Genomic DNA, 23,317 nt, shown 5'->3' on the forward strand with positions numbered 1-23,317 from the left:
ATTCAAAATTGGACGACAGGTTGAGTAATAAATCAACTCTCTATTCATCATAGCGACCTACCCGAATTCTAATAATAATTGCTGTGTGAGGATTGCCGACTTCTTATACAAGTCGTCAACGAACCCCCAAATCAGTCCTGATCACGCCGAGGACCTCGTCGGTTCTGCCGTACTAAGTGCTATCTTCTTTTGGAAGTTCACATGCGCTTAGAGGCAACCGGCAAGCCGGATCAGTACAAAGTGTGGCTCACGGACAGCGAGATCGAGGAACTCCGCCGCGCTGCGGGGAGCATCCGCGACGACCTCGTGATACAGCTCGGCGGGTTCGTCGGGCTCCGCGCCTTCGAGATCCCGCAGGTCGCGCCGAAACACGTCAAACGCACCCCGGACGGCGACCACTTCCGCCTCCGCGTGCCGGAGGGGAAGGACACGACGGGGAGTGGCGGGAAGCCTCGCGACGCCTACCTCCCGCGGGAGGTTGAAGGCGACATCCACCGGTACGTTCGTTCGGAAGACGTTGGCCGCCACGAACCGATCGTCGACCTCTCAGAGAGCGGCGTCCGGGCAGTGGTCAAACGTACGGCCGATCGTGCGGCCGAGGCGACCGGTGACGAGGACTTTCACCACGTGTCAAGCCACGATCTCCGGCGCCGATTCGCGCAGCGACTCCTCGTCGATAAGCAGGTGAACCCTCGTGTCGTCATGCAAGTCGGCGGGTGGGACTCCTTCCAGGCGATCGAGCCCTACCTCAACGCGCCGACACCGGAGATTGTGAACGAGGCTTTCGAGGAGGCGGGGTTCGCGTAAAATGAGGATCTGTTGAGGACATCTGCTATTGAAGCAGATAGTATGCGGAGTATCGTCGGTGGATTTATTAATGAACCCTATTAATTACTAATTACGCAAGCGCCTGCCGCGCGGGACCATAGTGCGTTCCGTACACCGGTGCATGCGCAAATACGCCCTCACCCACGCCGGAGGCAAAGCGTCCTCTGGAGAGGTGGCGTGAACGACCAGATGGAAGCACACCAACTCACCCGGGAACGGGTACGACACGTTGTATCGGAGGATCAGTCCGGCTTTTATCGGCTGGGATACGTCCTCAACGGACGGTTCCACACTACCTACGTTGGACGCAGTGACACCTGTCTTCAGCGCCGGCTCCTCGTCCACGTACGGGAGAGCTGGCAGGAAGCGTTCGTAGCGCGGCCAGCCGAAAACAAGGCAGAGGCCTACCGAATGGAGTGTCTGTTCTACCACCTAGAACAGCCTGACCTTGGAAACAAGATCCATCCCGGAAAGCCGGACGGGGTGTCGGCCGAGTGTCCCTACTGCCTGCAGGAAGCCGCTATCGCCAACAGCTCAACCACTACCACCACTATCACCAATGCCGACTGAATCACGCGACTTCGCACACGGAGCATCGTTCATCAAAGGCGCCCGCGACATGGGAATCGAGACGCTGGCGGCCATCTACGAGCTCGTCGACAACTCCATTGACGCAGACGCTGAGAACATCCACATCCACGTGGAGGAGAACGAGGTGGATGGTGAGACGTACATCCGCATCGCTGTTGAGGACGACGGGCACGGTATCTCGGAAACGATCACAGCCGAGGGTACCGAGTACGACGGGATCACCTACGTCCTGGCGTTCGGTGACAGCTACGCACGGGGCAACGACAAAATCGGGAAGTTCGGTTGGGGTCTCTCGGCGTCCGCCACATGTACTTCGCTCCGAACGGAGGTGTACACTCGCACGGCGGATGACGACGACTGGCGATACACCTACATCGACCTCGACGAGATGGACGACAGCAACGACACGAAACCGCCGACTGCGGTGAAGAAGGACCCCGACCATCTGGACCTAGAGAACCCAGATACTGACACGGGGACCGTAGTGTCGTTCGAGAAGTGCGACGGCACGGACCCGAAGACTGTTCGAGGCCTCGTAAGCAACCTGACCAGCGAAATCCCTCGCGTCTACCGGGACTACCTGGACGGTGCTGTCAACATCACGGTGAACGGCAAGGAGCTCGAACCAACGGACCCGCTGTTCATGATGGAGAGCGCCCACAATGTGGGTGAACTCCCCGACAAGGTTCCGCGAGTTGAGGAGCCCTACCACACCGCAACTGTCGAACTCGAAGAGGAAGACGGTGACGAGACCTATGATGTCGAAATTACCGTCGTTATGCTCGATGTCGAAGCCATCCGCTCACACGATGAGTGGAGTTCGGATTGGATGAGTAAGCAGGGGCTGATAGAGCGAAACCAGGGGTTCAGTGTCGTCCGTAACGGACGGGAGATCCGCAATGGACTCACGCTGGGTGGAATCTACAACAAGCACGGCAGCAAGAACTACGTTCGGGCCGAGATCCGGTTCCCGTCTGAGCTCGATGATCGGTTCGGCATCCAGACGAACAAGAGTAGGCTCAGCGTCAAGCAATCGGTGAAGGACAAGGTCGACGAGGCGCTCGCGAACGCCCCCAACCAAATTGCGCGCAAGACGGAGAAGATCCGCAAACAGATCATCGCCGAGGAGAACAAGCAATCCTCTGACACCGACCCGTCGCCGAGCGAGAAGGCTGCTGAGGAGGCCGCACGGTTCCTCAAGAACGTACGCGAACAGACTGCAGAGGAACAGGAGCAGACGAAAGAGTCGGTGGAGGAGCAAAAGGAGGAGGAGATCTCAGAGATTGAGGCCGACGAGGATCTCGATGAAGACGAGGCAGAGAAAAAGAAAAAGCAAGTCGAAAAGAAGTACGAGCGACAGAAGAACTCCAACTCCCACAACGTGACGACTGATACCGTGGGGACGGGCCACTTCTACGAGGCAGAGTTCAGGGGTAACCAGGTCAACGCGATCGTCAACGACTCGCACCGCTTCTACGAGGCCTACGAACAGCTCCGTGCAGGGACGCATCGGGGCGACCCCGTCTCGACGGACGGCGGACCCGAGACCGACACAACGCAAACGGAGGAGAGTATGCTCATCGATCATCTCCTCCTCGCGGCCGCTCGTGCCGAGCTCATGATGGAAGAACGCCACGAGGGGCTCGACGATGAAGTCGTTAGTGAAGTGCTGTATCAGTACCGCAGTGAGTGGTCTGAGGCACTCCGTGGCTTCCTGAAGTTCATGGGTGACGGCTCAGACAGCGGAGGACCGTCGCGCCGCAACTGAGCAGGCGACCAGAGCGGCACGCTATCTTTTTCAAGATACTCCGATCAGCCTGGCGACCTAACTCGTCCACAGCGAAAGGGATCCACTTCTGTTACGTACCAATGGTGTTCCTACTTTGAAGATTCCCCTGGACGACGGATCTCTGCTGTATCAGACCCCTCCTCCGCGAAGAACGGGATCTGATCTCCTTGCTCAATCTCCCACTCCTCTGCGAGTGGTCGCGGGATCGTCACCGTGACGCTGCCGTCTCCTTCCTGTGCAGTGCGACAGTCTGCGAACCGGTCCTGAATGCCCATATTGGCTCTCCCAGCCGTCGAAACATAAAGCGGTAGAACCCACCAAAATATCTTAGATCATCCGCGAAACCTCCCAAATTTCTGTGACTTAGGCGTCGGCGTCGCGACGTGTGCGTGTCGAGCCGACGGATCGGTTCGGCTGTCGAAGACATGAACGAGGACGACACAGGCTCGGAAACAGAGCCTGACGACGGCGGGAAACGATGGACTGACTGGTCGAACTACGGAGGGGGCGCGTGACCTCTACTCGTACCTGGAGGGCCGACGAGTGAGCTGTGTCGCCAACGGGATCGTAGTCTCGGAGGCGTTCGCCGCCTACCTCGAGGAGTTCCGCGAGCGATATCCGCCCGATGCCGAACTGGCGAATAAATACGGTCTATCCACCGGTAACGGATGTTTTCGCAGATCAATGACTCAGACAGCAAGCGGTAGCTACGGAGGGACAGTATGAATGTCAAGAAGGTCGGCTTCAGCGCGCTGATCGCGCTGCTCGTGGTGTCGTCGATGGTGGCGACGCCAGCGATGGCGGCCGGCGGGATCGGCTGGAGCGGCGACTCGAAGGCGCCGAACCCGACGGTCAACTCCGAGGTAACGATCGACGAGTGGAACGCGGCGGATTTCTCGGGGCCGCTGCAGTACTACGACGACTCGGGTGACGCGGCACAGTTGCCCGCGTCGGTGAACGAGTCGAACGACAACCCGATCACCGTCACGGCGACGGACATCGCGTACGACGATCGCGACGATTTCCCGCGCAAGAGCGAGGAGGACGGTGAGAACACCGCCTCGGCGCTCGATGCGGACGAGTGGACGACGAGCGGCGCGACGGTCGGATCGACGACCACGGCGCCGAGCGTCGACGCGCTCAACTACGCCGGGACCGCCGCCAGCGACTCGGCGACGTACTCGAACTTCTCCGTCGACGACGGCGAGAAGAGCTACCTGACGATCGCGGCGGACATCAACTCGGCTGCCGGGACGCCGACGCTCCAGGTGACCGACTCCGACGGCGACTACGTCGAAGTCACCCTGTACGACTCGACGGCCGACGCGAGCAACGACACCGTCGTCGCCAACTCGACCGGCGAGGGCATGGTGCTCCAGCAGCAGCTCGGCGACCTGCCTGTCGAAGGCTCCGGCGACGGCACCCTCGACAGCGCCGAGGAGATCACGATCACCGGTGAGGCGGACGCGGACATCTCCGTGCTCGACGCCGAGCGGACGCGAGCGCTCGACTTCGGTGAGAAACTCGTCGAGAACGACGACGGCGAACTCGAAACGGTGACGATCACCGAGCCGCACGGAGCGTACTCGGTCGCCACCATGGACGGGTTCGACGACGTGATGTCGGATGCGACGTTCTATGGCGTGACCGTCGACGCGATGTTCCAGGCGTCGGACCTGCAGGACGACGGGGACGTTTCCGCGGAGTTCTCTGAGAGCAACAATTACCCGCAGTGGGACGCTCTCGGGCAGTTCGATTACCGACTTCAGCTGCCGACGGCGTTCGACCTGTCGTACTCCAACACGGAGTTCGTCGACGATCCGGAGCTGCCGGGTGAGCGGTACAAGACGGTCGAGGTTGCTGAGGCGACCGGCGATACCGACTTCGCGGACATCGACTCGTGGAACGACGTGACCGATTCGTACGGTTCGAGCGAGGTCACGCTCGACTCGACGGTGAGTTCGGGCACGGTCTACGTGGTCAGCTACGACGTGGTCCTCACGAACGGCGAGGTCGACGCGATCGAGAGTGCTGTCGGCGGCGGTGCGGGACCGATGGACTCGGGTAACGGCGGCATCTGGTCGCTCATCACGTCGATCCCAGGCATGATTGTCTCTGCTGCCGTCACCGTGTTCGGCGGCATCAAGATCTTCGGAGGATCGTAATGTCTGGAGCCGCCGACAAACTCCCGAGCGGGGACGACCCCGCCCCGAACTCGGTGCTCACCGGGACCATCGGGTTTCTGAACGCCGGCGGCACGCTTGGGACGCTGCTTCAGGGCGCGATCTTCGGAACGCTCGTCTCGGTGTTCACGGAGGGCGTCAACGTCATCCAGAGCTTCGGGAACCTGGTCGTCTCGCCCATCGACGCGACAGCGGAGGCGACGATCGCGACGATCAGCGCGACGATCATCGAGCCGCTCGGTATCGTCGAGACGAGTGCCGCAGCGTCGGCGACATCGATCGGCGACCAGTTCGGGCCGTTCGCGTTCATCGTCGGTATCGTGGTCCTTCTGGCGGGGTTCTGGATTATCATTCAGTTCCTCGAGGAGGACGAAACGTCGGACACGTTCATCGTGCCCGGCTTCCCTGACCTTCCGTTCGTCGGTGTCGACGAGGAGAACGACGAGGGCTGACGATGCGTGATCCATCGCAACCCTGCCACGCGTTCGCGGGGGTGGAGAGCGGTGGCTGACGACGACCAGAGGACCCTCAGCGACGACGAACAGTCGTTCCTGCTCACGGGGACCGACTCGCTCGACGGGGTCAGTTTCCGGTCGGCGACCGGAATCGACGCCGGCAACCTCGGCCGGTCGATCGTCGGCACGATCGGCTTTGCGCTGGCCGCTGTGGTCGGAACGTTTGTTCAGGGCGTCGGGGAGGCGTGGACGAGGGTGCTCGACGGCATCGCGGGCTTCCTCGGCGGCACGCGAGAACAGGTCTTCGGCGCCGCGAGCAACCTCGCACCGGGCGCCGTCTATCGAGATGTTCCCGGACTGATCGGGACGCTCGCGGAGAGTTGGACGTCGGCGATGCGCGGTGCCTGGAGCGGCGCCGTGCCGGATGCAGGCGCCGCAACGTGGCTGTTCGCGCTCGGAATCGTACTGATAACGTTCTACGCCGCGGCGCGCGGCTTCGACGGGATCCGCGAGGTGCTGTGATGTCGGTCGATTACGGCGGCACCGGTGGAGACGGAGATAACGTCGACAATCCGTACGACGACGACAGCGATGGGGGCGGCGGCAGCAGTTCCGGCGGCTCCAGCGGGGGTATCGGAACGGTGCTGAGCACGTTCGCGGATAACCCGCGCGGGTTTATTCTCGGCGCGGTGCTGACGACCGTCCTCGAGGCGGTGACCGGTGTGGTGACGACCGCTATCGGCCAGCTGGTGCTGTTGGTCGGCGGGTCGCAGCCGACACGGTTCGATGCACCGGACGAAACGCTCGGACTGGCCGACCTACCGGTGGCGATCGCGTCGACGGTGACCAGTGCCGGTGGCTTCGGCGGCCGGGCGCTCATCCAGGGCATCGACGCGTTCAACGGAACGCTGTTCGACGCCGCGGCGGCCGCAGGGCCGTTCGCCCCCCTTATCGTGATCACTATCGCATCGGTCGAGGCGATTCTCGTCGTGCTGTTGCTGCGACGGCTCGTGTACGTGGCGGCCGACCTGCTCCAACTTGGAGGACTGACAGAATGACAATCAAAGTGGCACTCAAGAGCCCGCTAGCGAAGGTGAGCGCGGGTATCACCGGGATACTCGCGGTTCTCAACCCGGACGTGTGGTTCGTCGCGCTCGATGCGTTGCTGGTGTCGGGGCCACAGCTGTTCAGCGTGGCCTCGGTCGGCGCGCTGACGCTGCCGCGTGTGTTCCCGCCCGACAGTACGGCCGACTGGGTCGTCGTCGCGGCGGGCGTGCTGTTCGTGGCGTACTCGCTGCGGGCTGTTCATCGGAATTTCGAGGTAAGAGGACTATGAGAGACACAGATACAGACGGTACGGTGTCGAATCGTGCAGCAACCAGAGGTGAGCCCCAGTGATCGCTCCGGCGACGCTAGGGCTCGGCGTGGCCGCAATCGGCGCGCTCGTGTACGCGATCGGCGTCGAGCGGAGCCGGGCGGCGGCGTCGAAGGCGGGATCGGGCGTGAAACGCGGCGCCACATCGAGCGTAGCGGCAGGAGCGGCTGGCGCCGGTCTCGGCCTGCAGTTCGGGGGCGATCTCGTCAACGCAATCCTCGCAGAGCCCGGCTTCACGCTTGCAGCAGTGACGGGGATCTTCGGATCGCTCGGGACGGGTGGTCTCCTCGGTGACGTCACCGGTGGGCAGTTCCTCCTCGCCGGACTGATCGCGTTCCTCGTGATCTACTCGGTCTTCGGAGGTGACGACTGATGCAGTCTGTCGGCTTCGACGTTCTTCCAGAGCGTCCGAACCGCGGCTCGTGGCTTGCGTTCGTGCTACTCGGACTCATAGGGGTCTACCTCGCAGCGAGCACGTTCGCAGTCACTGTTGGACCGGTTGAGGCTGTCTTGCTGCCGCTCGGCATCCTCGCTGGGGTCGTCGGTTTCGTTGAGGCGTACATCGATGCGAAGCGGCTTGACGAGATGGAGGCGAGCCGATGAAGCTCACTACGCGTCGCACGATCCGCAGCTGGCTTCTCGACGCACCGGGTGGAACGCTCTACGCGCTCGGCGGGGCGGCCGTCGGCCTGCTGCTACTCGGGATCGTCGTCGAATCCGACACAGTCGCTGTGATCGGAATACTCGCTGCGGTGAGCCTCGTGTTCATCCACGGCCGAGTAGCGTTGGACGCATGTCCGAACTGTGGATCGAGCGTCCGAGTGATGGACGAACGGTACTGTTCGACGTGCGGGACTCGCCTCGACGATGTCGAAGCAGCGCCGCCGATCGACGAGCGCGTCGACGAGCGGTTCCGACCGGTCGGGCTGAACGAGATCGAGCGGTCACCACCGGTAGCAACGATCGCCGATGGTGGCGAGATGGGCGAGGCTGATCAGGACGAGGTGCGTGGATGACTCGCGGCGCCGCGGTCGCCGCGGTATGTCTCGCTGTCCTCCTCGTTGCGACGATGGCGACACCCGCTTTGGCGGCCGTGGCGCCGACCGAGGACAGCCCGACGCCGCAGGTAGCAAACGAGAGCGACATCGAGAACGCGGGACCGTTCTCGCTTGACGACCTTCGGCGCGGTGGGACGCAGCCGTCGGCAGCACCGCCGAGCGTGCGATACGTCGGCGATCCAGAGGTTGACGGCGCGGTCGCGATCCGGTATCGGCCCGCTGATCCGCTGTCGAACGAGCCGGTGTATCTCGAAGGCGGACAGACGCTCAACACCGACGAGATCGAGATCTACTCGACGGTGTTCGGCGAGAGCACGGGCGAGTACGAGCTGGTGGTCACGTATTGGACGCCGGAGACCGAGCGGGTCAACGGGACGGCCGTGGAGTACGCGGCGAATCAGGAGGTGCAGCGGGCGGGTGTCACCGTCGAAGACGGATACGCGACCGCTCCCGTCGAACTGAACAGCCACTACGACACGAACGTTGAGGCGACCGCGTGGCTCGAGCGGAACGGTGAGCCGGTTGAGGGTGCCCGCTGGCGGTTCGACCACGCGTCGGCGCCGGCGAGCCAGCAGGTGCAGATAGAGACGCAGGCGGACGCGTGGTGGTACGCGTTCACGACGGCGATCCTCCCGGGCGTCGCCTCGATCATCGGCGGGCTCTCACTGGCGCGAGCGACGCTCAAACGGGTCGGTCGCGGCCCGGGATACTCGCTCGCGACGTGGGGTGTCGTGTCCGTGTTCGGCATCGTCATGGCGCTCGCGGGGCTCTACTACGAGGTTGCGACCGTCGTCGCGAACCTCGATATTCTGATGGGGCTTTCGTTGTTCCCGATCGCGTACGGCGGCGGCCTCCGAATGAGCCCGCCGACGGAACGGATCGCGTTCGAGCGCAAGGAGCTCACAGAAGCGATCTCTCTCCGTCGCGGAGAGACGGACAAAGAGAACCCGGACGCGGTCGCAGACGGCGGCGAGACGGCGGCGGAGGTAACGGACTCGGTGGAGCTGGGTCGCGACGGCTACTACGACGAACTCTACGAGCAGCTCGTCATCCTGACGACGGTCCGAGCTCCCGACGGTGGCCGACTCCTGCCGAAGACGGGGATCCGACCGTTCTTCGCCCGGCTGTTCGCGAAGGCGGCGCGTCTCGATCTCTCGCAGCTACGGACGCGCGTGCGGGTCGAAGGTAGCGCGTCGCAGAAGGTGTACGTCGACCCCGACGAGGATGAAGCGGTCGTCCACCGGCCGGCGCACCTACGGCGCCGGATGCCCGTCTGGCATCGTTTGCCCGACCCGGTCGACGGCGAGAGCCTGTCCCCGGTCACTCGGGGACTCTACGGGCTCCTCACGCTCGCGACGCTCGGGCTTCCGGTCATCGGCTACTACGCCGGCGGCATGGTCTCGAACACGCCGACGGTCGGGTTTGTGATCGGTCTCGTGCTGCTCGCGATCGAGGGCTACGAGGCGGTGGACGGCTCGATCGACTTCGAGCCGGCGCCGCGCCACGACGTGACTGCCGATGCCTCGCTGACGGTCATGCAGTCGGAGCACGCCGACGCGAAACTCCTCGAAGACTACGAGGAGGTCGCGTGGACCGAGCGCATCAAGACGGCGCTTGAGGCTCGTGATATCGACTCGCGACGCGACCGCTCGATGATCCAGTCGTTCCTCGAAAAGGAGATCGGCGTCGGCCTCGACGCGCTTGGACTCGACGACAACGCCGCGACCGACCTCGAGAGCGACGACCGCGACGAGACCGAGTTCGCGTTCGACGAGACCACGCCGGCGACGCGGCCGGCGGAGGGCGACGATGACTGAGCCGGTACCCGAGGGGGTAACGACGGAGTCGGAGAGCCAACCGCGAACGACGCGGCCAGCGCTCGACGTCCTCGATCGAGACCAAGACCGGTTGCTCTACGACGGTGACCTGCGCCGGGAGCCGCCGATCCAGCCGTTGGGTGACGGGTTCGACAACGCGTTTCTCGCACTCTCGTGGTATCAGGCGGCCGGCGTGCGGACGCTCGGTCACGTTGAGCGCGTGATCGAGCCGCCGGATATGATGCCGATGTCGGGGCTCCTCGAGAAACTGCTGACCGTCGACGACGATCGGCAGTCGGTGTACGTCCGACGCCGACTCGTTGAGCAACTTGACGACGCGTGCGACCTCGCGTATCGGCAGTTCCGCGAGCGGGCCGGAGAGCGCGTGGAGGATGCCGAGGGCGAGACGTGGAGCGATGTCGACCCTGATGAGGAGTCGAACCCGTTGATGCGGCCGGCGTTCCGGCAGCTCGACAGCGGGCAGGCGGCGGCGCTGATCGACCTGTGGAGCGGCTTCGAGGATCGAGAAGCGCTCGGACGGTGGGTTCGGAAACTCTCGGCCCCGACGAACGGCGAGAAGCCGGAGGGGCTACTCGACGAGATCGTCGGCTCACCGCCGCTCTTGGAGGCGCTACTCAACCAGCGCGATCAGGAGGCGAAGGTGACGCGGTATCGGTTTGCCGTGGCGGTCGTGATGCCGTCGTTCCTGACGGCAGCGCGGACGTTGAACGGTGGAGAGCGAACGGACAGCAGCGGTGCGACACACGGAGCGTGGAATTCATGAGCAAATCGTTTTCGAGCCGGGAGAAGAGTCGACGAAAGAAGCAGGAGGTGCTCCAGCGTCTCCACGAGGACTTCGAGCCGTGGGAGAAGTCGCGGCAGGCACGGTACCACGCCGGTTCGAAGTCGTGGAGCCGGCTGTCGAACGTCCATAACGACGGCGAGGTCATTTTCCGTCAGTTCGAGAACAACGACGGGAACGGACTGAAGCCGTTTCACAAGAAACTGAAAAGTCTCTCGCGGACGGCGCGGATCAGCGGTAAAGAGGAGGCACACCCGGTATACCGGTACCCGAGCGCGTACCTCGACGCAATCATCCATCTCGATGACGCGGAGAAGTGGGCGCTGGAGGAGCGGCGTCTCGATGACGATATCATCGCGGAGCAGCCGGCCCCGCGTCGGAAGGTGCTGGAGTGGCTGGCGCGCCCGGAGAACGAAGACGTACTCATGGCGATGGGCGACGGCGGGACCGACCTGTGGGCACACTCAGAGCCGGGTGAGGGGAAGACGTCGTTCGCGAACGTCATCGGCGGCGTTCGGATGCCGGAGATCAACAACGAGACGCTGCTCTGGATGCTCACGCTCGACGAGCTGGAGTGTCTTCCGTTGGCGCCGTTCATGACGATCGCGGTGCCGGAGGGTGTCGAGTACGAGGTTCACGCGAAGCCGCGAAACCCGACGCTCCCGACGGTCGAGATTGAGCTGACCGACGTCTTCCGCGACACGGTCGAGTACAGCGACCCGCGGGACCTCATGACGAAGATCGTCCCGGGCGGGCTCTACGCCGTGCTTCCGGATCCGCTGTTCCGTGGCTGCGAGCAGTTGACGCGAGCGACGTACACGCCGGCACGGTACGCCGAGGAGCCGGCGGAGGTGACGCCGCTTCGAGACGTGAATTTCGCGTTCCTCGAAACGCGGGCGAAGGACGACGAGTTCCTCCACCCGACGACGATGATCAACGACGAGTTCTCCGACCTGGTGCCGCTCAACCCAGAGGCTGACGAGAACGACACGAACCGGAAGGTGAAGGGCTGGCCGGTCGCACAGGGGAAAGCTCGGAAAAAGAACCTCTCGATGATCAACCTCTCGCACTCGATCGCCAGGTGCGACGAGGGGCCTCGAGAGAAGAACCGGTGGTTCGTGACGATGCCGAACACGCCGCCGCCGGCGAGCTCGCTGTCGGGCATCGGCAACGTCCCGATCAACATGTCGTACATCAACAAATTCGCAGACCGGAAAGGCCGGGCAGTGATCTGGCGCAACGACAACTTCGCGCCGATCCAGTGGCCGAATCCGTACCGTCGCTACCGGTTCCGCGGCGAGATCTCGGTGAGCTATCCGCGCCGAGAGGAGGCCCTCGATGCCCTATGACGTCACCCGATTCCGAGAGGAGCGACGTCGCCAGCGACTCACGCGATTATTTCCCAAATCGGCGAATATGGTGCCCGACGAGATCGGCCGTCTCCGGTCTTCTCGCTCCCGGCGAGATCGCGGCTACACGCGCGGGCGTGTATACAGAACCGAACGGGGGAGGCGATAACGATGACTGACGAGAACACAGGAACCCACAGCGAAGACGACGACGGAGATGAATCGCCAGCCGGCCTCAAACAGCGTGCAAAAGCGTACGTTTTCGCCGCCTACGCGTGGCTCCGAGCGCAACTCGCGCAGTCGGCCCAAGAGATAGCGCCGCAGTTGCGCGGCGCAGTCAACGGCGTGTCGATCCCGAAGCGCGCGTACAAGCCGCTCGGGCTCGCAGCCGTGCTCCTGATCGCGGCCGTGGCACTACCGGCGGCGCCGATCGGCGACGACCCGAGCTCGGACGTCGAGACCGAAGAGCCGGTCGTCGGCGAGACGTATGCGCCCCCGGAGGACGGAGAGTACCGGCGTGTCGTGGAGTCGGCTGTGTCAGCGAGTGCACCGAGTGAGACCGCCGACCCACCCGATCCGCCAAGCGAGGTTCGAACCTCAGCTGGCAGCCAGACGATGAACGTGGAGACGACAGTCATCGACGGCGAGCCCGCGATCGTGCTTGACGACGACCGAACGCACTCGGGACGTTGGGTGTCGATCGAGACTGCGTGGTTTGAGGACGCTGTCGGAGAGGTGCCGGACGCGGCGTATATCGAGCACGAGGAGAACGGCCAGTACGCGGCGCCGATCGAAGTGCGCGGCGGCCAGGCGGCGTTCTTCGTCCGCGAGTTCTCGACGAACACGGTCACGTTCGACGGCGAGGTGGCGCTGTCCGGCGCCGAGGCTGGCGACGGAACCGAATATCAGTACGAGCTCGGCTCGACCGAGGGCGTGGAAGACCCGTCCATCAATATAACGGGCGTCAAAAACACGGAGTCGAGTTCATACACCGCAACTGCCAACCGGTCGGTAACTCAGACGCTCACGGTCGGTGGTAACACTGAACCGCGAGAGTCGAATGTTGCGATCACCGGGATTGAGGAAACTGAGCAAAGAAATGTAGATAGTACGGGCTCTGACACGGTGAATATCGGAGGTAATATGGATACAGACGCCACGTTTTCCGTACCTGAGTATGCCTTTACTGGGAGCGGGAAGGACTCAAACGATGGCGGCGAGTCATCCGTTAGCGGGACCACTTCAAAGTCATACGAAGGCTATGAATCTGACACATTAGAGTGGGATGTAAGGGCATACGGAAATGAGGATGCTGATTTCGACCGAGAGCAATATACAGAAGCCAGTTATGACCTCTACATCGGCGAAACATCCGGGAGTACCTCGCTTATTGACAGCAAATCTGCTACAGGGAGCGGCGGGAGCACGGTAAGCGCAGATGGTTCCGGGACGGTGGACACCTCTGGGTGGAATTCATTATATGTCGAAGTAGAATGGTCGGCGACCGCCGATTCAAGAACTTTCGAAGATCCGGGCGACGCATATGGCGAGTTTAACGTTAATAGTGCTGAAAAGGCCGATCTCACGGTCACACAAGATACAAGCCAAACAGTTACCGACGGTGATACGGTTACGCTCTCGCCTGGATCCGCGTCGATCGACGCAAATACTGATTGGTCAACTGAATGGACCGAAACGACGGCGACGGAGGATCCGTCGCTCACGATCGACGGTGATTCTGTAGTCTCACATTCCGGTGTCTTAGCGGCCGGTGAGACGGTTTCTAAAAACACGACCGCGTTGAGCACGGGTGATAATACCGTCGAGGTATCCTCAACCAATTCCAAAGCAGATTGGAAGGTAAATTGGGTCGAGGTGACAGAATCATCCGATCCCGTCGTGGAAGTAAACGGCGAGACCGTCGGTCACTCTGGAATCCTCGCGGACGGTGAGGAAGTCGCACTCGACGCGAACGCCACATGGCTCCAGGAGGGAACGAACCGCGTTAACGTCTCAACGGACTCGCCGGCGAGCGGGCCAGTGTCGTTGGTTGGGCTCGATTACTCGCACGGCGCCGAGACAACGACCTCGGCGACGGTGCAAGAGACGACGTGGAGCCAGACGACGAACGTCTCGAACACCTGGCCGTCTGCACGCTCGAACGCGACGGCGACGCTCCCGATGAACGACCGCGTCGTCGACGTGCGGAACGTCGAGATCCGCGAGAACGGCACGACGTGGGAGCCGGTCGCCGAGAGCGACTACACACTCAACGGGACCGACCTGACGATCGAACTCGGCGACGTGGCCGAAGGCTCGACGACGGAGGTCCGAGCGACCGGCTCGAAGGTCCGCGTCGAGGACGGGGCGATCACCGTGCTCGAACCGACGACATCGTCGGATACGCTTGACACCCGTGTCCGTGTCGACGATGCCGGCCCCGACTTCGCGCTCTCAGTGGACGAGACGATATTCGGCGATCGGGTCCACTACGCGGAGAACGCGACGTGGGGCGAGACGACGGGAGAGGCGACGATCACCGCGGACGGCGGGCAGACGCTGACGCTGCCGGACGCGACCGCGGGAGCTGAGACGAGCGTGCAGACGTGGCCGATCGCGGTCGCGCCGACCGCGGGCGAGGTGACCGTCACCGGACGCGACGGCGACCGGAGCGAGCCGGGGATCGCGGTGACCGGCGACGGTAACTCGGAAGTCGAGTACACGTTCGTCGACGCGGCGGACAACACACCGTACGTCCTCTACTCGAAGACTAAGGAGATCGTCCGCGACTCGGGCATGGCGTCGTCGCCGATCACGCTCGTCGACGACAACTCCGAGGAGACGCTCGTCTTCCAGCTAGATGACGGAGTCGCATCGGGCTCGGGCTCCGGATCGAACGCGGGCGGCGGTCCCGGACTCATGCCGTCCGGTTCGGCCGGTGGCGGGTTCACGGCGCTGCAGGCGTTGATCCCGGACGCGAGCATGTTGCTGCTCGGGCTCGGCGGACTCGCAGCGGGACTCGTCGCAGTGCGCCGGAGCGGGCTCGTCGACGAGGGCACGCGCGGCGCGGCAGCCGTCGACACCGGCCAGGACGTAGCAACCACGGCGGGCCGACTTGTTGAGCGCGTGCTGGAGAACGAGATCGTGCTCGGGGTGGTGCTGCTCGCCGGCGGCGGGTGGCTGCTCACGTCGGGTATACTACCGGAGCAGACGACGCTGATCGTGTCGCTGTCGGCGGTACCGGTGGCGATGTTCCTCGTACTCCAGCAGTTCGATCGGTTCGATTTCCGGATCTGGGCCGGGTCGACCGCGCTCGTCGGCGTGCTCGGGCTGCAGACGCTCGCACCCGAGCTCGGTGAGGCGATCGCCGAGGAGGCCGGCGTGATCATCGTGGTCGGTGCGCTCCTGCTCGGCTGGCGAGCGGTGTCGGCGTGGCGCGCCGAGGCGAACACGCCGGACAATGTGACGCGGCTCGAAATCAACGCCGAGGAGGACGACGATGCCTGATCCGTTGATCATCGGGGTGCTCGGGGACTACTTTCGTGAGTCGGTGGTCATCGGGCTCCTCGGCGTCATCGTCGTACTCCGATTCCGGCGCTACCGAGCTGCTGGCGCGGCAGCAGTCGGTGCGCTTTCGTCGGCGGCGACCGTGGCCGTAGCGGTCGTCGTGACGCTATTCGGGCTCGTCGCGCTCGGCTACTGGGACCCGCCGGTCTCCGAGATCGTTGGCGACGTGCTCGGGGCCGGGCGGACCGTTTACGATACAGTCGGCGAGTGGCTGATCGAGAAGCTCGTCGGGTGGCTCGAGAGTGTGGCTGGAAACACGTCGTAAGGCTATCTGACAAGGTTCTTTCTCGGGGTCCCGTCCACGCCAATACCGCATTCATACCGTCAAGAGGGCGTCCTACGACCGTCTTGTAGGTTCCACGCGCGGAGTGGTGCGGTGCGGTAGGCCGGAGCCGTTCTGGCTCCGGCCGTTATTGTCTCCCCCCTTAGGGGCTACACCCGTAGGGATCCCTGCTAACCTACCCACGCACCGCAAACCCTCTAACGGCCGATCTCGCGACGCCCTGACTGCTAAAAAGCGCGATCCGCGACAAGGTGTTTAGAATCATTATGTTTTAAAATACAGCCGAAAGTAGCACAAAATTCAGTTGTCGGCCCGATCGACGCGCGATCGCCGCCCTCGACGAGTCGGATTAACCAACATCGGGGCTGTCGAGGCGAGAAGCGTTGGTTAAGATCGGTGAAAAAAGAGAGCCGAAGCTATCGACCGACGCGAGTCCGTGGCGCCGAGCGCCGTTACTCGACCCAGTCTCGCCGATCGGTCCGTACGCGGACCTCGTCGCCGTCCAGGTACTCGCGGTCGAGCGCGGTCGCGAGCTGGTGCGGCTTGAGCGCGAGGTCCTCGAAGTACGCCCACTGGGAGCGACCTCGATCTCCGACGCCGGCGTCGTCGTCCTGGCCGTCGCTCTCCTCCTGGTCGCCGACGGAGCTCGGATCGTCGCGCTGTTCGCGACGCTCGCGACGCTCCTCGGCGCGGTCCTTCATGTCGTAGACCTGGTCGTCCGGGTAGATGCGGCGCAGGATCTCTTCCGCCTCCTCAAGGACTGCAAGGCTCGGGAAGACCACGAGTACCGGGTTTCCGACCTTCTCCGCGATCCCAACCTCGACGAGCCGGGAGACGTGGTAGCGGATCGTCGAGCGAGCGAGTCCAGTCCGCTCCTCCAGGGTGTCGTACGACGCGCCGCTCTCGGTTGCGACGACGCGGAGGATATCATACACGGCCTGCGTGTTAGTCTTGAGAGCTTCTCTGTGTATCTCCGTCCCAACCGCCTCGTATCGCTCGCGGAGTTGCTCGCGACGCCCACCCGGGTGCGAGTACCGGTACTCCGGACTCGCCGGACCGGGCTGATAGTCGTCGGCGATCAGCTCCTCGCGACCGACGCCCGCCCACTCCAGGTGCGCGGAGACGATCGACCGGAGTACCGACATGACCTCGTCCCACTCCTCGACGTGCGGGAGGGCGCCGTCGCCGTCGACGCCGGCGAACGACGCCTCGAGTTTCGGGTGATGAGCGGGATCCTCCCGCGGAATCTCTGCCCACCCGGCAGCCTGGTAGCACTTGAGTTCGATGTCGTACGTCGTCCGCTCGAATCCGAGAAGGTGCCACCGATCGGCGTCGAGAAGAGCCTCAAGGTACCCCTCGCGCTGCCGGAGTTGGTGCGCCTCGATCTCCGACATCCCACCGTAGGCGATCAACTCGCGGGTCTGGTCGATCGTCTCGACGACCTGCCGCTTCCATCCGATGTCGAAGCGGTGGTGCGCCTCCGCTTTGGTGAGGCGTCGCGAGTCGGAGTCGCGATCTGAAAGAAGACGGCCGCGATCGACGTCCAGGACGAGTTCGAGCACGTCGAGCATGCGCCCCTCGACCTCGTCGGCGGTGTCGGCCCACGTGGTCGAGCACCGTACGAGCGAGCCCTCACCGTACTGTAGCGTGAGCGGACTCCCGTCCTTGTAGTTGAGATCGGCGAACTGCGGGATCACGCGAAGCGAACACGCCTGTCCGGTCTTGTAGAGATCGCCGTCATCGTCACGCTCGCGGAGCGTGAGGTCGTACTTGTAGTACGCTGAGTAGTCGTCCCCCGTTCCGGTTCCAGCCTTCCATCGTGACGAGGTGAGCTTCACGACCCACTCGCGGCCGGAGGTCGGTGCTTCGAGCCACGCGAGATTGTCGTGGTCGATCTCTGCGACTATGCCGGGCTCCTGGTCACGGTCGCCGACGACCTCGTACCACAGCTGGTGCACCGCGGAGTAGAGCGCAAGATCACGATCTGTGTCGTTGAACATGGCTTGTACGGCAGCGCCGTGGGCAGCGGGTTCGGGAGCGAAACGGTCCTCGAGGCGCGGGTCGGGGAGCGTCCCGATCGTAGCGTCCGGCGTCGAGGGCATGTCGATGCTCACGCCGAATCACGCTCCTCGAGGATAGCAAGAACATTCCACCAGGTGACGCCCCGACACGAGTGACAGACGTGTTCGAAGGAACCGCTCGATCGGTCACCGACAATCTCGGTGGTGCGCTTCTCCGAGGTCTTCCCGCAGCCCGTGCACCGAGCCGAGAGAAGTGGGCCAGCGTGACCGACGCCAGGGGCGGAGCGCGACTTACTCGCCATCGTTCTCCTCCTCGTCGGACTCCTCGCCGTCGCACTCGTCCGCGAGTTCGTCCGCGAGGTTGCCGTTTTTCTCGGCGAGTCGGAGCTGTTCCGCGACTGAGCTCGCGTGTCCGAGATCTTCGTCGCTCACGCGGACGCACCTCCGTCGACGTCGTCGGGCTTGTAGCGGCGTGGACCGTCCGAGGTACCTTTCGAGAAGGAGTCGGGGCGGTTCGGGCATCCGACAAGGTGGCCGTACTCTAGGTCACCGTTGATACTCCGTGTGCAACGTGCACCGCAGGTGTCACACCAGAACTCGCGTGATTTCGAGGCGGTGAAGGAGCCGGAATGACCGAGGCTCACGCCGGAACACCTCCGGTCACGGACCTGTTTTTCGTTAAATAGCTATTACTAAGAAGTGATACGTTAGACTGAAGACTGCTATGGGGCCGGAGGGATTTGAACCCCCGATCGACTGATATCTCCGGTGCGCCTCGGAACTCCAGAGGGTCGTCAACACGACCGATGATCAGTCGGCCGCTCGGTATATCAGTCTGGAGTGTCGTCCCGGGCGCGAGCCTCTGGAGTCAGTCGCCATGCCTGGCTTGGCCACAGCCCCGCGTGATCGTGCAATCCTTCGTTGCCGAAACGCGGATAAAGGGGTTTCGATCGCGAGCGTTCAGGGGACGAGACGGCGACGCGTCACACCGGCGCCGACCTCACCGGTCGTCGTCGCTCCAGTCGCACTCCTGGCATTTGTACCCGGTGACGAACTCCGTCACGCTCGGCATGTAGCCGACCTGAATGACGTCGCCGCCGCACTCCGGGCAGTCGCGGTCGGCGTCCGTGATCGACTCCGCTTCCAGGATCGATTCGCCCTCGACGAGCTCAGCCAGCGTCTCGGGGGTGACCATCCGTCCCTGCACGACGCGATTGGACATACCCGGCCTATGCGGTGGAGTACCTAAACCCCCGCGACCCGCTGTTCGTCGCCCCTCGCAGCCGGAGCGTCTTACAGCCAGGGGGCCCGCGAGTCGTCGTCGGAGAACGGGTCGGGGGCGTCGTCGTCGGTCGAGGACTCCGGTTCGCCACCGTTGGCTAACACGGCGACGTCGTCATCGACGATCTGCCCCGGTGCGGTCGGCGGCGTATCGAGCGGCGGATCGGTCGGATCGAGCGTCTCGTCGTCGGTCTCGCTCTCCTCGCTGTCGACGCCGTCATCGGCGTCGTCGGACGCGGCGTCCTCGGGCGCGTCGGAATCGTCGGGATCGTCGCCGGTCCCGTCGTCGCTCGAGTCGGCGTCCGGCCCCGCGTTCGGGTCGTACGCGAACAGCGTCGTCACGGCGAGCACCGCCAGCGCGATGGGCGCCTCGGTCTGCATCAGGTCGAACGGACCGAGCAGGATCGGGAGCGCGAGCACGCCGAGCGCGACCGCCGAGCCGAAGCGGAACCGGTCGATATCGACGCGGCCGCGGAGGTGCGGCGACAACAGGGCGACCGACAGCGCGAACGCGACGCCGACCCCGGCCGCGGCGGCGCCGTGAAGCACGTACTCCGGCGACGTCTCGATCTTGAAGCCGGCCGGTTGGAAGCTCGCGACGAGGCCGAGACCGATGATGACGCCGGGACTGGGCAGGTGCTCACCGATCTCCGAACTCGCGGTCTTGGCGGCGATCGTGAGGATCACGAGCCCGGCGAACCGCTCGAAGACGGGGAGGTTGAGGAACCCTCTGAAGGTGGGTGCGAACGCCGCCTCGATCGCGGCGAGCGGGATGATGACGGCCCCGATGAGCAACACCGAGATGACCATCTGCTTGCGGTTGCCGTCCATCTCCGCGAGGATCACCGCGGCGGTCGCCGACCCGCCGAAGATCAGGATCCCGGTTTCGACGACGCCGGTGGCGGTCGATAACACGCCAGCGACGACTAACGCGGGGAAGATACCGTCGACGAGCGGCAGCACCATCACGGTCGCGAGCAGCTTCGTGGCGCTGCCGACTTGCCGCTCCAACCGGAGGGCGATGGGGTGTCGTGAGACGCTCATTCAGGGGTGATAACCCTGACCGACGGGTACACGGTGGGAAGCGGGCGACCCGCGATAGCCGAGGGACCGGCGTACGGAGTCGGATCCGAGAGCGGCCCGACGAGTCCATGTAAAGCGTTTGCGCGTATTGCCGGCTGTAAAGCGGGCGCCGAGATCACAGATCGGCTGGCCGGCGATGCGCGCGTTCACGGGACTGTCGGAGTCCATACATCATATACGTGTTTCGGTTGCGTTAAAGGTTGTGTGAGATCTGTCCGCACGACTCGGTGGGTCTTTCGGCCGAGTTTTTATATGTGCCATCGAACCGTCGTTCATGTGGGCGAATACGGTGACGATACGTCAGCCCAATTCGAATGTGGTGGCCGATCAGTCGTCGGTCGATCCGCGTGCGGCCGATCCGTGAGCCGTCGATTCCCTCGGATGACGCCCGCCTCGTGTCTCTCTCCACCGGAATGACGAGCGGCGCGAGCGGTCGAGATCGACGCCGCACTGTCCGCCGGGATGATCCATAATTTTGCATAGTACGTGAATTTGGATGAGAACGACGTGCACGTCTGTGCTGACTCGCAACGTTTTTTATCGGTGACTGACGACGGTTTATATGGCGAGGAACTCCGGCCGATTTTCTGCAAAGCTCGACGTCCCGGAAGCGTTGACCTTCGACGACGTGCTGCTCCGACCCAAAGAGAGCCGGGTCGAGCCCGACGACGCCGACCTCTCGACGCGCGTCTCGAAGAACGTCGAACTCACCGTGCCCGTCCTCTCGGCGGCGATGGACACCGTCACCGAGAGCGACCTCGCGATCGCGATGGCCCGCGAGGGCGGGCTCGGCGTCCTCCACCGCAACATGACCGTCGAGGAGACGGCCGCCGAGGTCGAGCGCGTCAAGCGCGCCCACGAGCTCGTCATCCGTCGCGAGAACGTCGTGACCGTCTCCCCGGACGACACGGTACGGGAGGCCGACGCGCTGATGGAGCGAGAGGGCGTCTCAGGCGCCCCCGTAGTCGACGAGGACGACGCCGTCCTCGGGATCATCTCCGGGACCGATATCCGTCCGTACCTGGAGGTCGGTGAGGACGACGCCGTCCGCGAAGCGATGACCGACGAGGTCGTCACGGCGCCGGAAGACGTCGACGCCCGCGAGGCGCTCGAACTGATGTACGACCACAAGATCGAGCGCGTCCCGATCGTCGACGAGGGCAACGGACTGGTCGGACTCGTCACGATGGGCGGGATCCTCCAGCGGCGCGAACACGAGGAGGCGGCCCGCGACGAGGACGGCCGCCTGCTCGCCGGCGTCGCCGTCGGCCCGTTCGAGGAGGAGCGGGCCGTCGCGGCCGACGAGGCCGACGTCGACGTCATCTTCATCGACTGCGCCCACGCGCACAACCTCAACGTGCTCGACTCCGCGGAGGCGATCAAAAAGACCGTCGACGCCGACGTCGTCGTCGGGAACGTCGGGACGCGCGAGGCCGCCGAGGCCGCGGTCGACTTCGCGGACGGGCTGAAAGTCGGCATCGGCCCCGGATCGATCTGCACCACCCGCGTCGTGAGCGGTGCGGGGATGCCGCAGATGACCGCCGTGAGCGAGGTCGCCGACGTGGCCGCCGAACACGGCGTTCCGGTGATCGCCGACGGCGGGATCCGCTACTCCGGCGACGCGATCAAGGCGCTCGCGGCGGGCGCCGACGCCGTGATGCTCGGCTCCTACTTCGCCGGCACCGACGAGGCGCCGGGCCGCGTCATCACGATGCAGGGGAAAAAGTACAAGCAGTACCGAGGGATGGGCTCCGTCGGCGCGATGAAGTCCGGCGGCGGCGATCGGTACCTCAAAGAGGAGGACGAAGACGAGGAGTTCGTCCCCGAGGGCGTCGAGGCCGCGACTCCCTACAAAGGGAGTCTCGCCTCCGAGCTGCACCAGCTCACGGGCGGGATGTGCTCCGGGATGGGCTACGTCGGCGCCGAGACGGTCCCCGAACTCCACGAGCGCGCCGAGTTCGTCCGCGTCTCCAGCGCCGGGCAGACGGAGGGCCACCCGCACGACGTGATGATCACCGACGAGGCGCCGAACTACAGCCCGAACGAATAAAACCGGTCAACTGCGGCCGGAACGCGCCGCCCGGAACGCGGCGACGTGAACCCGAAGAGGTATTTTAATATAGTCCGCGAAGAGACGAAACGTGTGAGCGAACACGTCGTCGCTCCGGTCATCCATGAGTGAGCAATCGCCGCTGGTCCTCGTGGTCGAGGACGAACCCGACCTGGCCGACCTGTACGCCGCGTGGCTCGGCGACGAGTATCGCGTCCGGACCGCGTACGGCGGCCAGAAGGCCCTCGAAGAGCTCGACGAGGTCGACAACGAGGTCGACGCGATCCTCCTCGATCGGCGGATGCCCGGTCTCTCCGGCGACGAGGTGCTCGCGGCGGTACGCGAGCGCGGGATCGACTGCCGGGTCGCGATGGTCACGGCGGTCGAGCCGGACTTCGACATTCTGAAGATGGGCTTCGACGACTACCTCGTGAAACCCGTCACCAGCGACACCCTCCGCGAGACGGTCGAGGGGCTGCTTCGACGCGGTGAGTACGACACCGAGATGCAAGAGCTGTTCGCGCTGACTTCGAAGAAGGCGATGTTGGAAGCCGAAAAGAGCGCGACCGAGCTCGACGGCAACGACGAGTACCGGCGACTCACCGACCGGATCGCAGAGCTCCGCTCGAAAGCCGACGAGTCGCTAGAAGCGATGACCGAGGGCGACGACTTCGAGAAGCTGTTCCAGGAGTTCGACACCGACGAGTGACGCGGGGTGACCGGCGGTGCGCGCCGCGACGCGGTGTTGCTACCCGCCGATCCCGGCGACTTTTTAAATACGGTCC

Annotated in this window: 23 protein-coding genes and 1 tRNA gene; 18 read left to right on the plus strand and 6 right to left on the minus strand. The window is 64.0% G+C overall.

Annotation, left to right across the window (positions count from 1 at the left end; genetic code table 11):
• The first annotated feature begins 201 nt into the window (after positions 1–201).
• From C461_RS04595 to C461_RS04600, 3 genes are all read left to right on the plus strand, one after another.
• The gene (locus tag C461_RS04595) at positions 202–807 is read left to right on the plus strand and encodes a site-specific integrase (RefSeq protein ID WP_049906305.1); all 606 of its coding nucleotides are present in this window, start codon (positions 202–204) and stop codon (positions 805–807) included.
• 198 nt (positions 808–1,005) lie between these two features.
• Positions 1,006–1,398 carry a hypothetical protein gene (locus C461_RS15400; protein ID WP_152418331.1) on the plus strand — a complete coding sequence of 131 codons (393 nt, stop codon included), beginning with the start codon at positions 1,006–1,008 and terminating at the stop codon, positions 1,396–1,398.
• The gene (locus C461_RS04600) at positions 1,388–3,187 is read left to right on the plus strand and encodes an ATP-binding protein (RefSeq protein WP_049906306.1); all 1,800 of its coding nucleotides are present in this window, start codon (positions 1,388–1,390) and stop codon (positions 3,185–3,187) included. Before C461_RS15400 ends, C461_RS04600 begins: the two co-directional genes overlap by 11 nt.
• Positions 3,188–3,297: 110 nt before the next feature.
• Here C461_RS04600 and C461_RS04605 read toward each other — a convergent pair whose 3' ends face one another.
• Positions 3,298–3,483 carry an AbrB/MazE/SpoVT family DNA-binding domain-containing protein gene (locus C461_RS04605; protein ID WP_049906307.1) on the minus strand — a complete coding sequence of 62 codons (186 nt, stop codon included), beginning with the start codon at positions 3,481–3,483 and terminating at the stop codon, positions 3,298–3,300.
• Between the two features lie 447 nt (positions 3,484–3,930).
• Between C461_RS04605 and C461_RS04610 the strand changes: the two genes are divergently transcribed.
• The 13 genes from C461_RS04610 to C461_RS04670 all read left to right on the plus strand — a co-directional run bounded on the left by C461_RS04610 (position 3,931) and on the right by C461_RS04670 (position 16,079).
• Positions 3,931–5,373, plus strand: a complete 1,443-nt coding sequence (locus C461_RS04610; RefSeq protein ID WP_007999061.1) for a hypothetical protein — start codon at positions 3,931–3,933, stop codon at positions 5,371–5,373.
• Positions 5,373–5,843 carry a hypothetical protein gene (locus tag C461_RS04615; protein WP_007999063.1) on the plus strand — a complete coding sequence of 157 codons (471 nt, stop codon included), beginning with the start codon at positions 5,373–5,375 and terminating at the stop codon, positions 5,841–5,843. The genes C461_RS04610 and C461_RS04615 overlap by 1 nt, the downstream gene beginning before the upstream one ends.
• Before the next feature lie 51 nt (positions 5,844–5,894).
• A complete protein-coding gene (locus C461_RS04620) occupies positions 5,895–6,368 on the plus strand; it encodes a hypothetical protein (protein ID WP_007999065.1) in 474 nt (157 codons plus the stop codon).
• The gene (locus C461_RS04625; RefSeq protein ID WP_007999067.1) at positions 6,368–6,904 is read left to right on the plus strand and encodes a hypothetical protein; all 537 of its coding nucleotides are present in this window, start codon (positions 6,368–6,370) and stop codon (positions 6,902–6,904) included. Before C461_RS04620 ends, C461_RS04625 begins: the two co-directional genes overlap by 1 nt.
• Positions 6,901–7,182: a hypothetical protein gene (locus C461_RS04630; protein ID WP_007999069.1), complete on the plus strand. Its 282-nt coding sequence runs from the start codon at positions 6,901–6,903 to the stop codon at positions 7,180–7,182. Before C461_RS04625 ends, C461_RS04630 begins: the two co-directional genes overlap by 4 nt.
• 58 nt (positions 7,183–7,240) lie before the next feature.
• Complete coding sequence (locus C461_RS04635; RefSeq protein ID WP_007999070.1) at positions 7,241–7,594, plus strand: hypothetical protein; 354 nt, start codon at positions 7,241–7,243, stop codon at positions 7,592–7,594.
• Positions 7,594–7,824 (plus strand): hypothetical protein, encoded by a 231-nt coding sequence (locus tag C461_RS04640; protein ID WP_007999072.1) that lies wholly within the window; start codon positions 7,594–7,596, stop codon positions 7,822–7,824. The genes C461_RS04635 and C461_RS04640 overlap by 1 nt, the downstream gene beginning before the upstream one ends.
• Entirely contained in the window at positions 7,821–8,237 is a 417-nt protein-coding gene (locus C461_RS04645; protein ID WP_007999074.1) for a zinc ribbon domain-containing protein, read from the plus strand. Before C461_RS04640 ends, C461_RS04645 begins: the two co-directional genes overlap by 4 nt.
• The gene (locus C461_RS04650; RefSeq protein WP_007999076.1) at positions 8,234–10,096 is read left to right on the plus strand and encodes a hypothetical protein; all 1,863 of its coding nucleotides are present in this window, start codon (positions 8,234–8,236) and stop codon (positions 10,094–10,096) included. The genes C461_RS04645 and C461_RS04650 overlap by 4 nt, the downstream gene beginning before the upstream one ends.
• Positions 10,089–10,880, plus strand: coding sequence for a hypothetical protein (locus C461_RS04655; protein WP_007999078.1), 792 nt, complete (start codon positions 10,089–10,091; stop codon positions 10,878–10,880). The genes C461_RS04650 and C461_RS04655 overlap by 8 nt, the downstream gene beginning before the upstream one ends.
• A complete protein-coding gene (locus C461_RS04660) occupies positions 10,877–12,247 on the plus strand; it encodes a hypothetical protein (protein ID WP_007999080.1) in 1,371 nt (456 codons plus the stop codon). The genes C461_RS04655 and C461_RS04660 overlap by 4 nt, the downstream gene beginning before the upstream one ends.
• Positions 12,248–12,418: 171 nt before the next feature.
• On the plus strand, positions 12,419–15,754 hold the full coding sequence (locus tag C461_RS15405) for a hypothetical protein (protein ID WP_152418332.1): 3,336 nt from the start codon (positions 12,419–12,421) through the stop codon (positions 15,752–15,754).
• Positions 15,747–16,079, plus strand: coding sequence for a hypothetical protein (locus tag C461_RS04670; protein WP_007999086.1), 333 nt, complete (start codon positions 15,747–15,749; stop codon positions 16,077–16,079). The genes C461_RS15405 and C461_RS04670 overlap by 8 nt, the downstream gene beginning before the upstream one ends.
• Positions 16,080–16,549: 470 nt before the next feature.
• Here C461_RS04670 and C461_RS04675 read toward each other — a convergent pair whose 3' ends face one another.
• From C461_RS04675 to C461_RS04690, 5 genes are all read right to left on the minus strand, one after another.
• Entirely contained in the window at positions 16,550–18,199 is a 1,650-nt protein-coding gene (locus C461_RS04675) for a winged helix-turn-helix domain-containing protein (RefSeq protein ID WP_007999087.1), read from the minus strand.
• A gap of 210 nt (positions 18,200–18,409) precedes the next feature.
• Positions 18,410–18,550, minus strand: coding sequence for a hypothetical protein (locus C461_RS15795; RefSeq protein WP_169316532.1), 141 nt, complete (start codon positions 18,548–18,550; stop codon positions 18,410–18,412).
• A gap of 293 nt (positions 18,551–18,843) precedes the next feature.
• Positions 18,844–19,018 (minus strand) — tRNA-Trp (locus C461_RS04680).
• A gap of 100 nt (positions 19,019–19,118) precedes the next feature.
• On the minus strand, positions 19,119–19,340 hold the full coding sequence (locus C461_RS04685; RefSeq protein ID WP_049906308.1) for a DUF5795 family protein: 222 nt from the start codon (positions 19,338–19,340) through the stop codon (positions 19,119–19,121).
• Between the two features lie 71 nt (positions 19,341–19,411).
• The gene (locus C461_RS04690) at positions 19,412–20,443 is read right to left on the minus strand and encodes a DUF5794 domain-containing protein (RefSeq protein WP_007999090.1); all 1,032 of its coding nucleotides are present in this window, start codon (positions 20,441–20,443) and stop codon (positions 19,412–19,414) included.
• Between the two features lie 601 nt (positions 20,444–21,044).
• Here C461_RS04690 and guaB point away from each other — a divergent pair.
• Together guaB and C461_RS04700 are read left to right on the plus strand one after the other, a co-directional pair.
• A complete protein-coding gene (gene guaB / locus C461_RS04695; protein ID WP_007999092.1) occupies positions 21,045–22,532 on the plus strand; it encodes an IMP dehydrogenase in 1,488 nt (495 codons plus the stop codon).
• A gap of 124 nt (positions 22,533–22,656) precedes the next feature.
• Complete coding sequence (locus tag C461_RS04700; RefSeq protein ID WP_007999095.1) at positions 22,657–23,241, plus strand: HalX domain-containing protein; 585 nt, start codon at positions 22,657–22,659, stop codon at positions 23,239–23,241.
• The last annotated feature ends 76 nt before the right edge of the window (positions 23,242–23,317 follow it).

The organism is Halorubrum aidingense JCM 13560, from assembly GCF_000336995.1.
Lineage (GTDB): Archaea > Halobacteriota > Halobacteria > Halobacteriales > Haloferacaceae > Halorubrum > Halorubrum aidingense.

What these genes read in the sequence shown, in the direction of transcription:
- C461_RS04595 (WP_049906305.1), top strand. Translation starts at nt 202, where the DNA reads ATGCGCTTAGAGGCAACCGGCAAGCCGGATCAGTACAAAGTGTGGCTC.
- C461_RS04600 (WP_049906306.1), top strand. Translation starts at nt 1,388, where the DNA reads ATGCCGACTGAATCACGCGACTTCGCACACGGAGCATCGTTCATCAAA.
- C461_RS04605 (WP_049906307.1), bottom strand. Translation starts at nt 3,483, where the DNA reads ATGGGCATTCAGGACCGGTTCGCAGACTGTCGCACTGCACAGGAAGGA.
- C461_RS04610 (WP_007999061.1), top strand. Translation starts at nt 3,931, where the DNA reads ATGAATGTCAAGAAGGTCGGCTTCAGCGCGCTGATCGCGCTGCTCGTG.
- C461_RS04615 (WP_007999063.1), top strand. Translation starts at nt 5,373, where the DNA reads ATGTCTGGAGCCGCCGACAAACTCCCGAGCGGGGACGACCCCGCCCCG.
- C461_RS04625 (WP_007999067.1), top strand. Translation starts at nt 6,368, where the DNA reads ATGTCGGTCGATTACGGCGGCACCGGTGGAGACGGAGATAACGTCGAC.
- C461_RS04630 (WP_007999069.1), top strand. Translation starts at nt 6,901, where the DNA reads ATGACAATCAAAGTGGCACTCAAGAGCCCGCTAGCGAAGGTGAGCGCG.
- C461_RS04640 (WP_007999072.1), top strand. Translation starts at nt 7,594, where the DNA reads ATGCAGTCTGTCGGCTTCGACGTTCTTCCAGAGCGTCCGAACCGCGGC.
- C461_RS04645 (WP_007999074.1), top strand. Translation starts at nt 7,821, where the DNA reads ATGAAGCTCACTACGCGTCGCACGATCCGCAGCTGGCTTCTCGACGCA.
- C461_RS04650 (WP_007999076.1), top strand. Translation starts at nt 8,234, where the DNA reads ATGACTCGCGGCGCCGCGGTCGCCGCGGTATGTCTCGCTGTCCTCCTC.
- C461_RS04655 (WP_007999078.1), top strand. Translation starts at nt 10,089, where the DNA reads ATGACTGAGCCGGTACCCGAGGGGGTAACGACGGAGTCGGAGAGCCAA.
- C461_RS04660 (WP_007999080.1), top strand. Translation starts at nt 10,877, where the DNA reads ATGAGCAAATCGTTTTCGAGCCGGGAGAAGAGTCGACGAAAGAAGCAG.
- C461_RS15405 (WP_152418332.1), top strand. Translation starts at nt 12,419, where the DNA reads ATGACTGACGAGAACACAGGAACCCACAGCGAAGACGACGACGGAGAT.
- C461_RS04670 (WP_007999086.1), top strand. Translation starts at nt 15,747, where the DNA reads ATGCCTGATCCGTTGATCATCGGGGTGCTCGGGGACTACTTTCGTGAG.
- C461_RS04675 (WP_007999087.1), bottom strand. Translation starts at nt 18,199, where the DNA reads ATGCCCTCGACGCCGGACGCTACGATCGGGACGCTCCCCGACCCGCGC.
- C461_RS04685 (WP_049906308.1), bottom strand. Translation starts at nt 19,340, where the DNA reads ATGTCCAATCGCGTCGTGCAGGGACGGATGGTCACCCCCGAGACGCTG.
- C461_RS04690 (WP_007999090.1), bottom strand. Translation starts at nt 20,443, where the DNA reads ATGAGCGTCTCACGACACCCCATCGCCCTCCGGTTGGAGCGGCAAGTC.
- guaB (WP_007999092.1), top strand. Translation starts at nt 21,045, where the DNA reads ATGGCGAGGAACTCCGGCCGATTTTCTGCAAAGCTCGACGTCCCGGAA.
- C461_RS04700 (WP_007999095.1), top strand. Translation starts at nt 22,657, where the DNA reads ATGAGTGAGCAATCGCCGCTGGTCCTCGTGGTCGAGGACGAACCCGAC.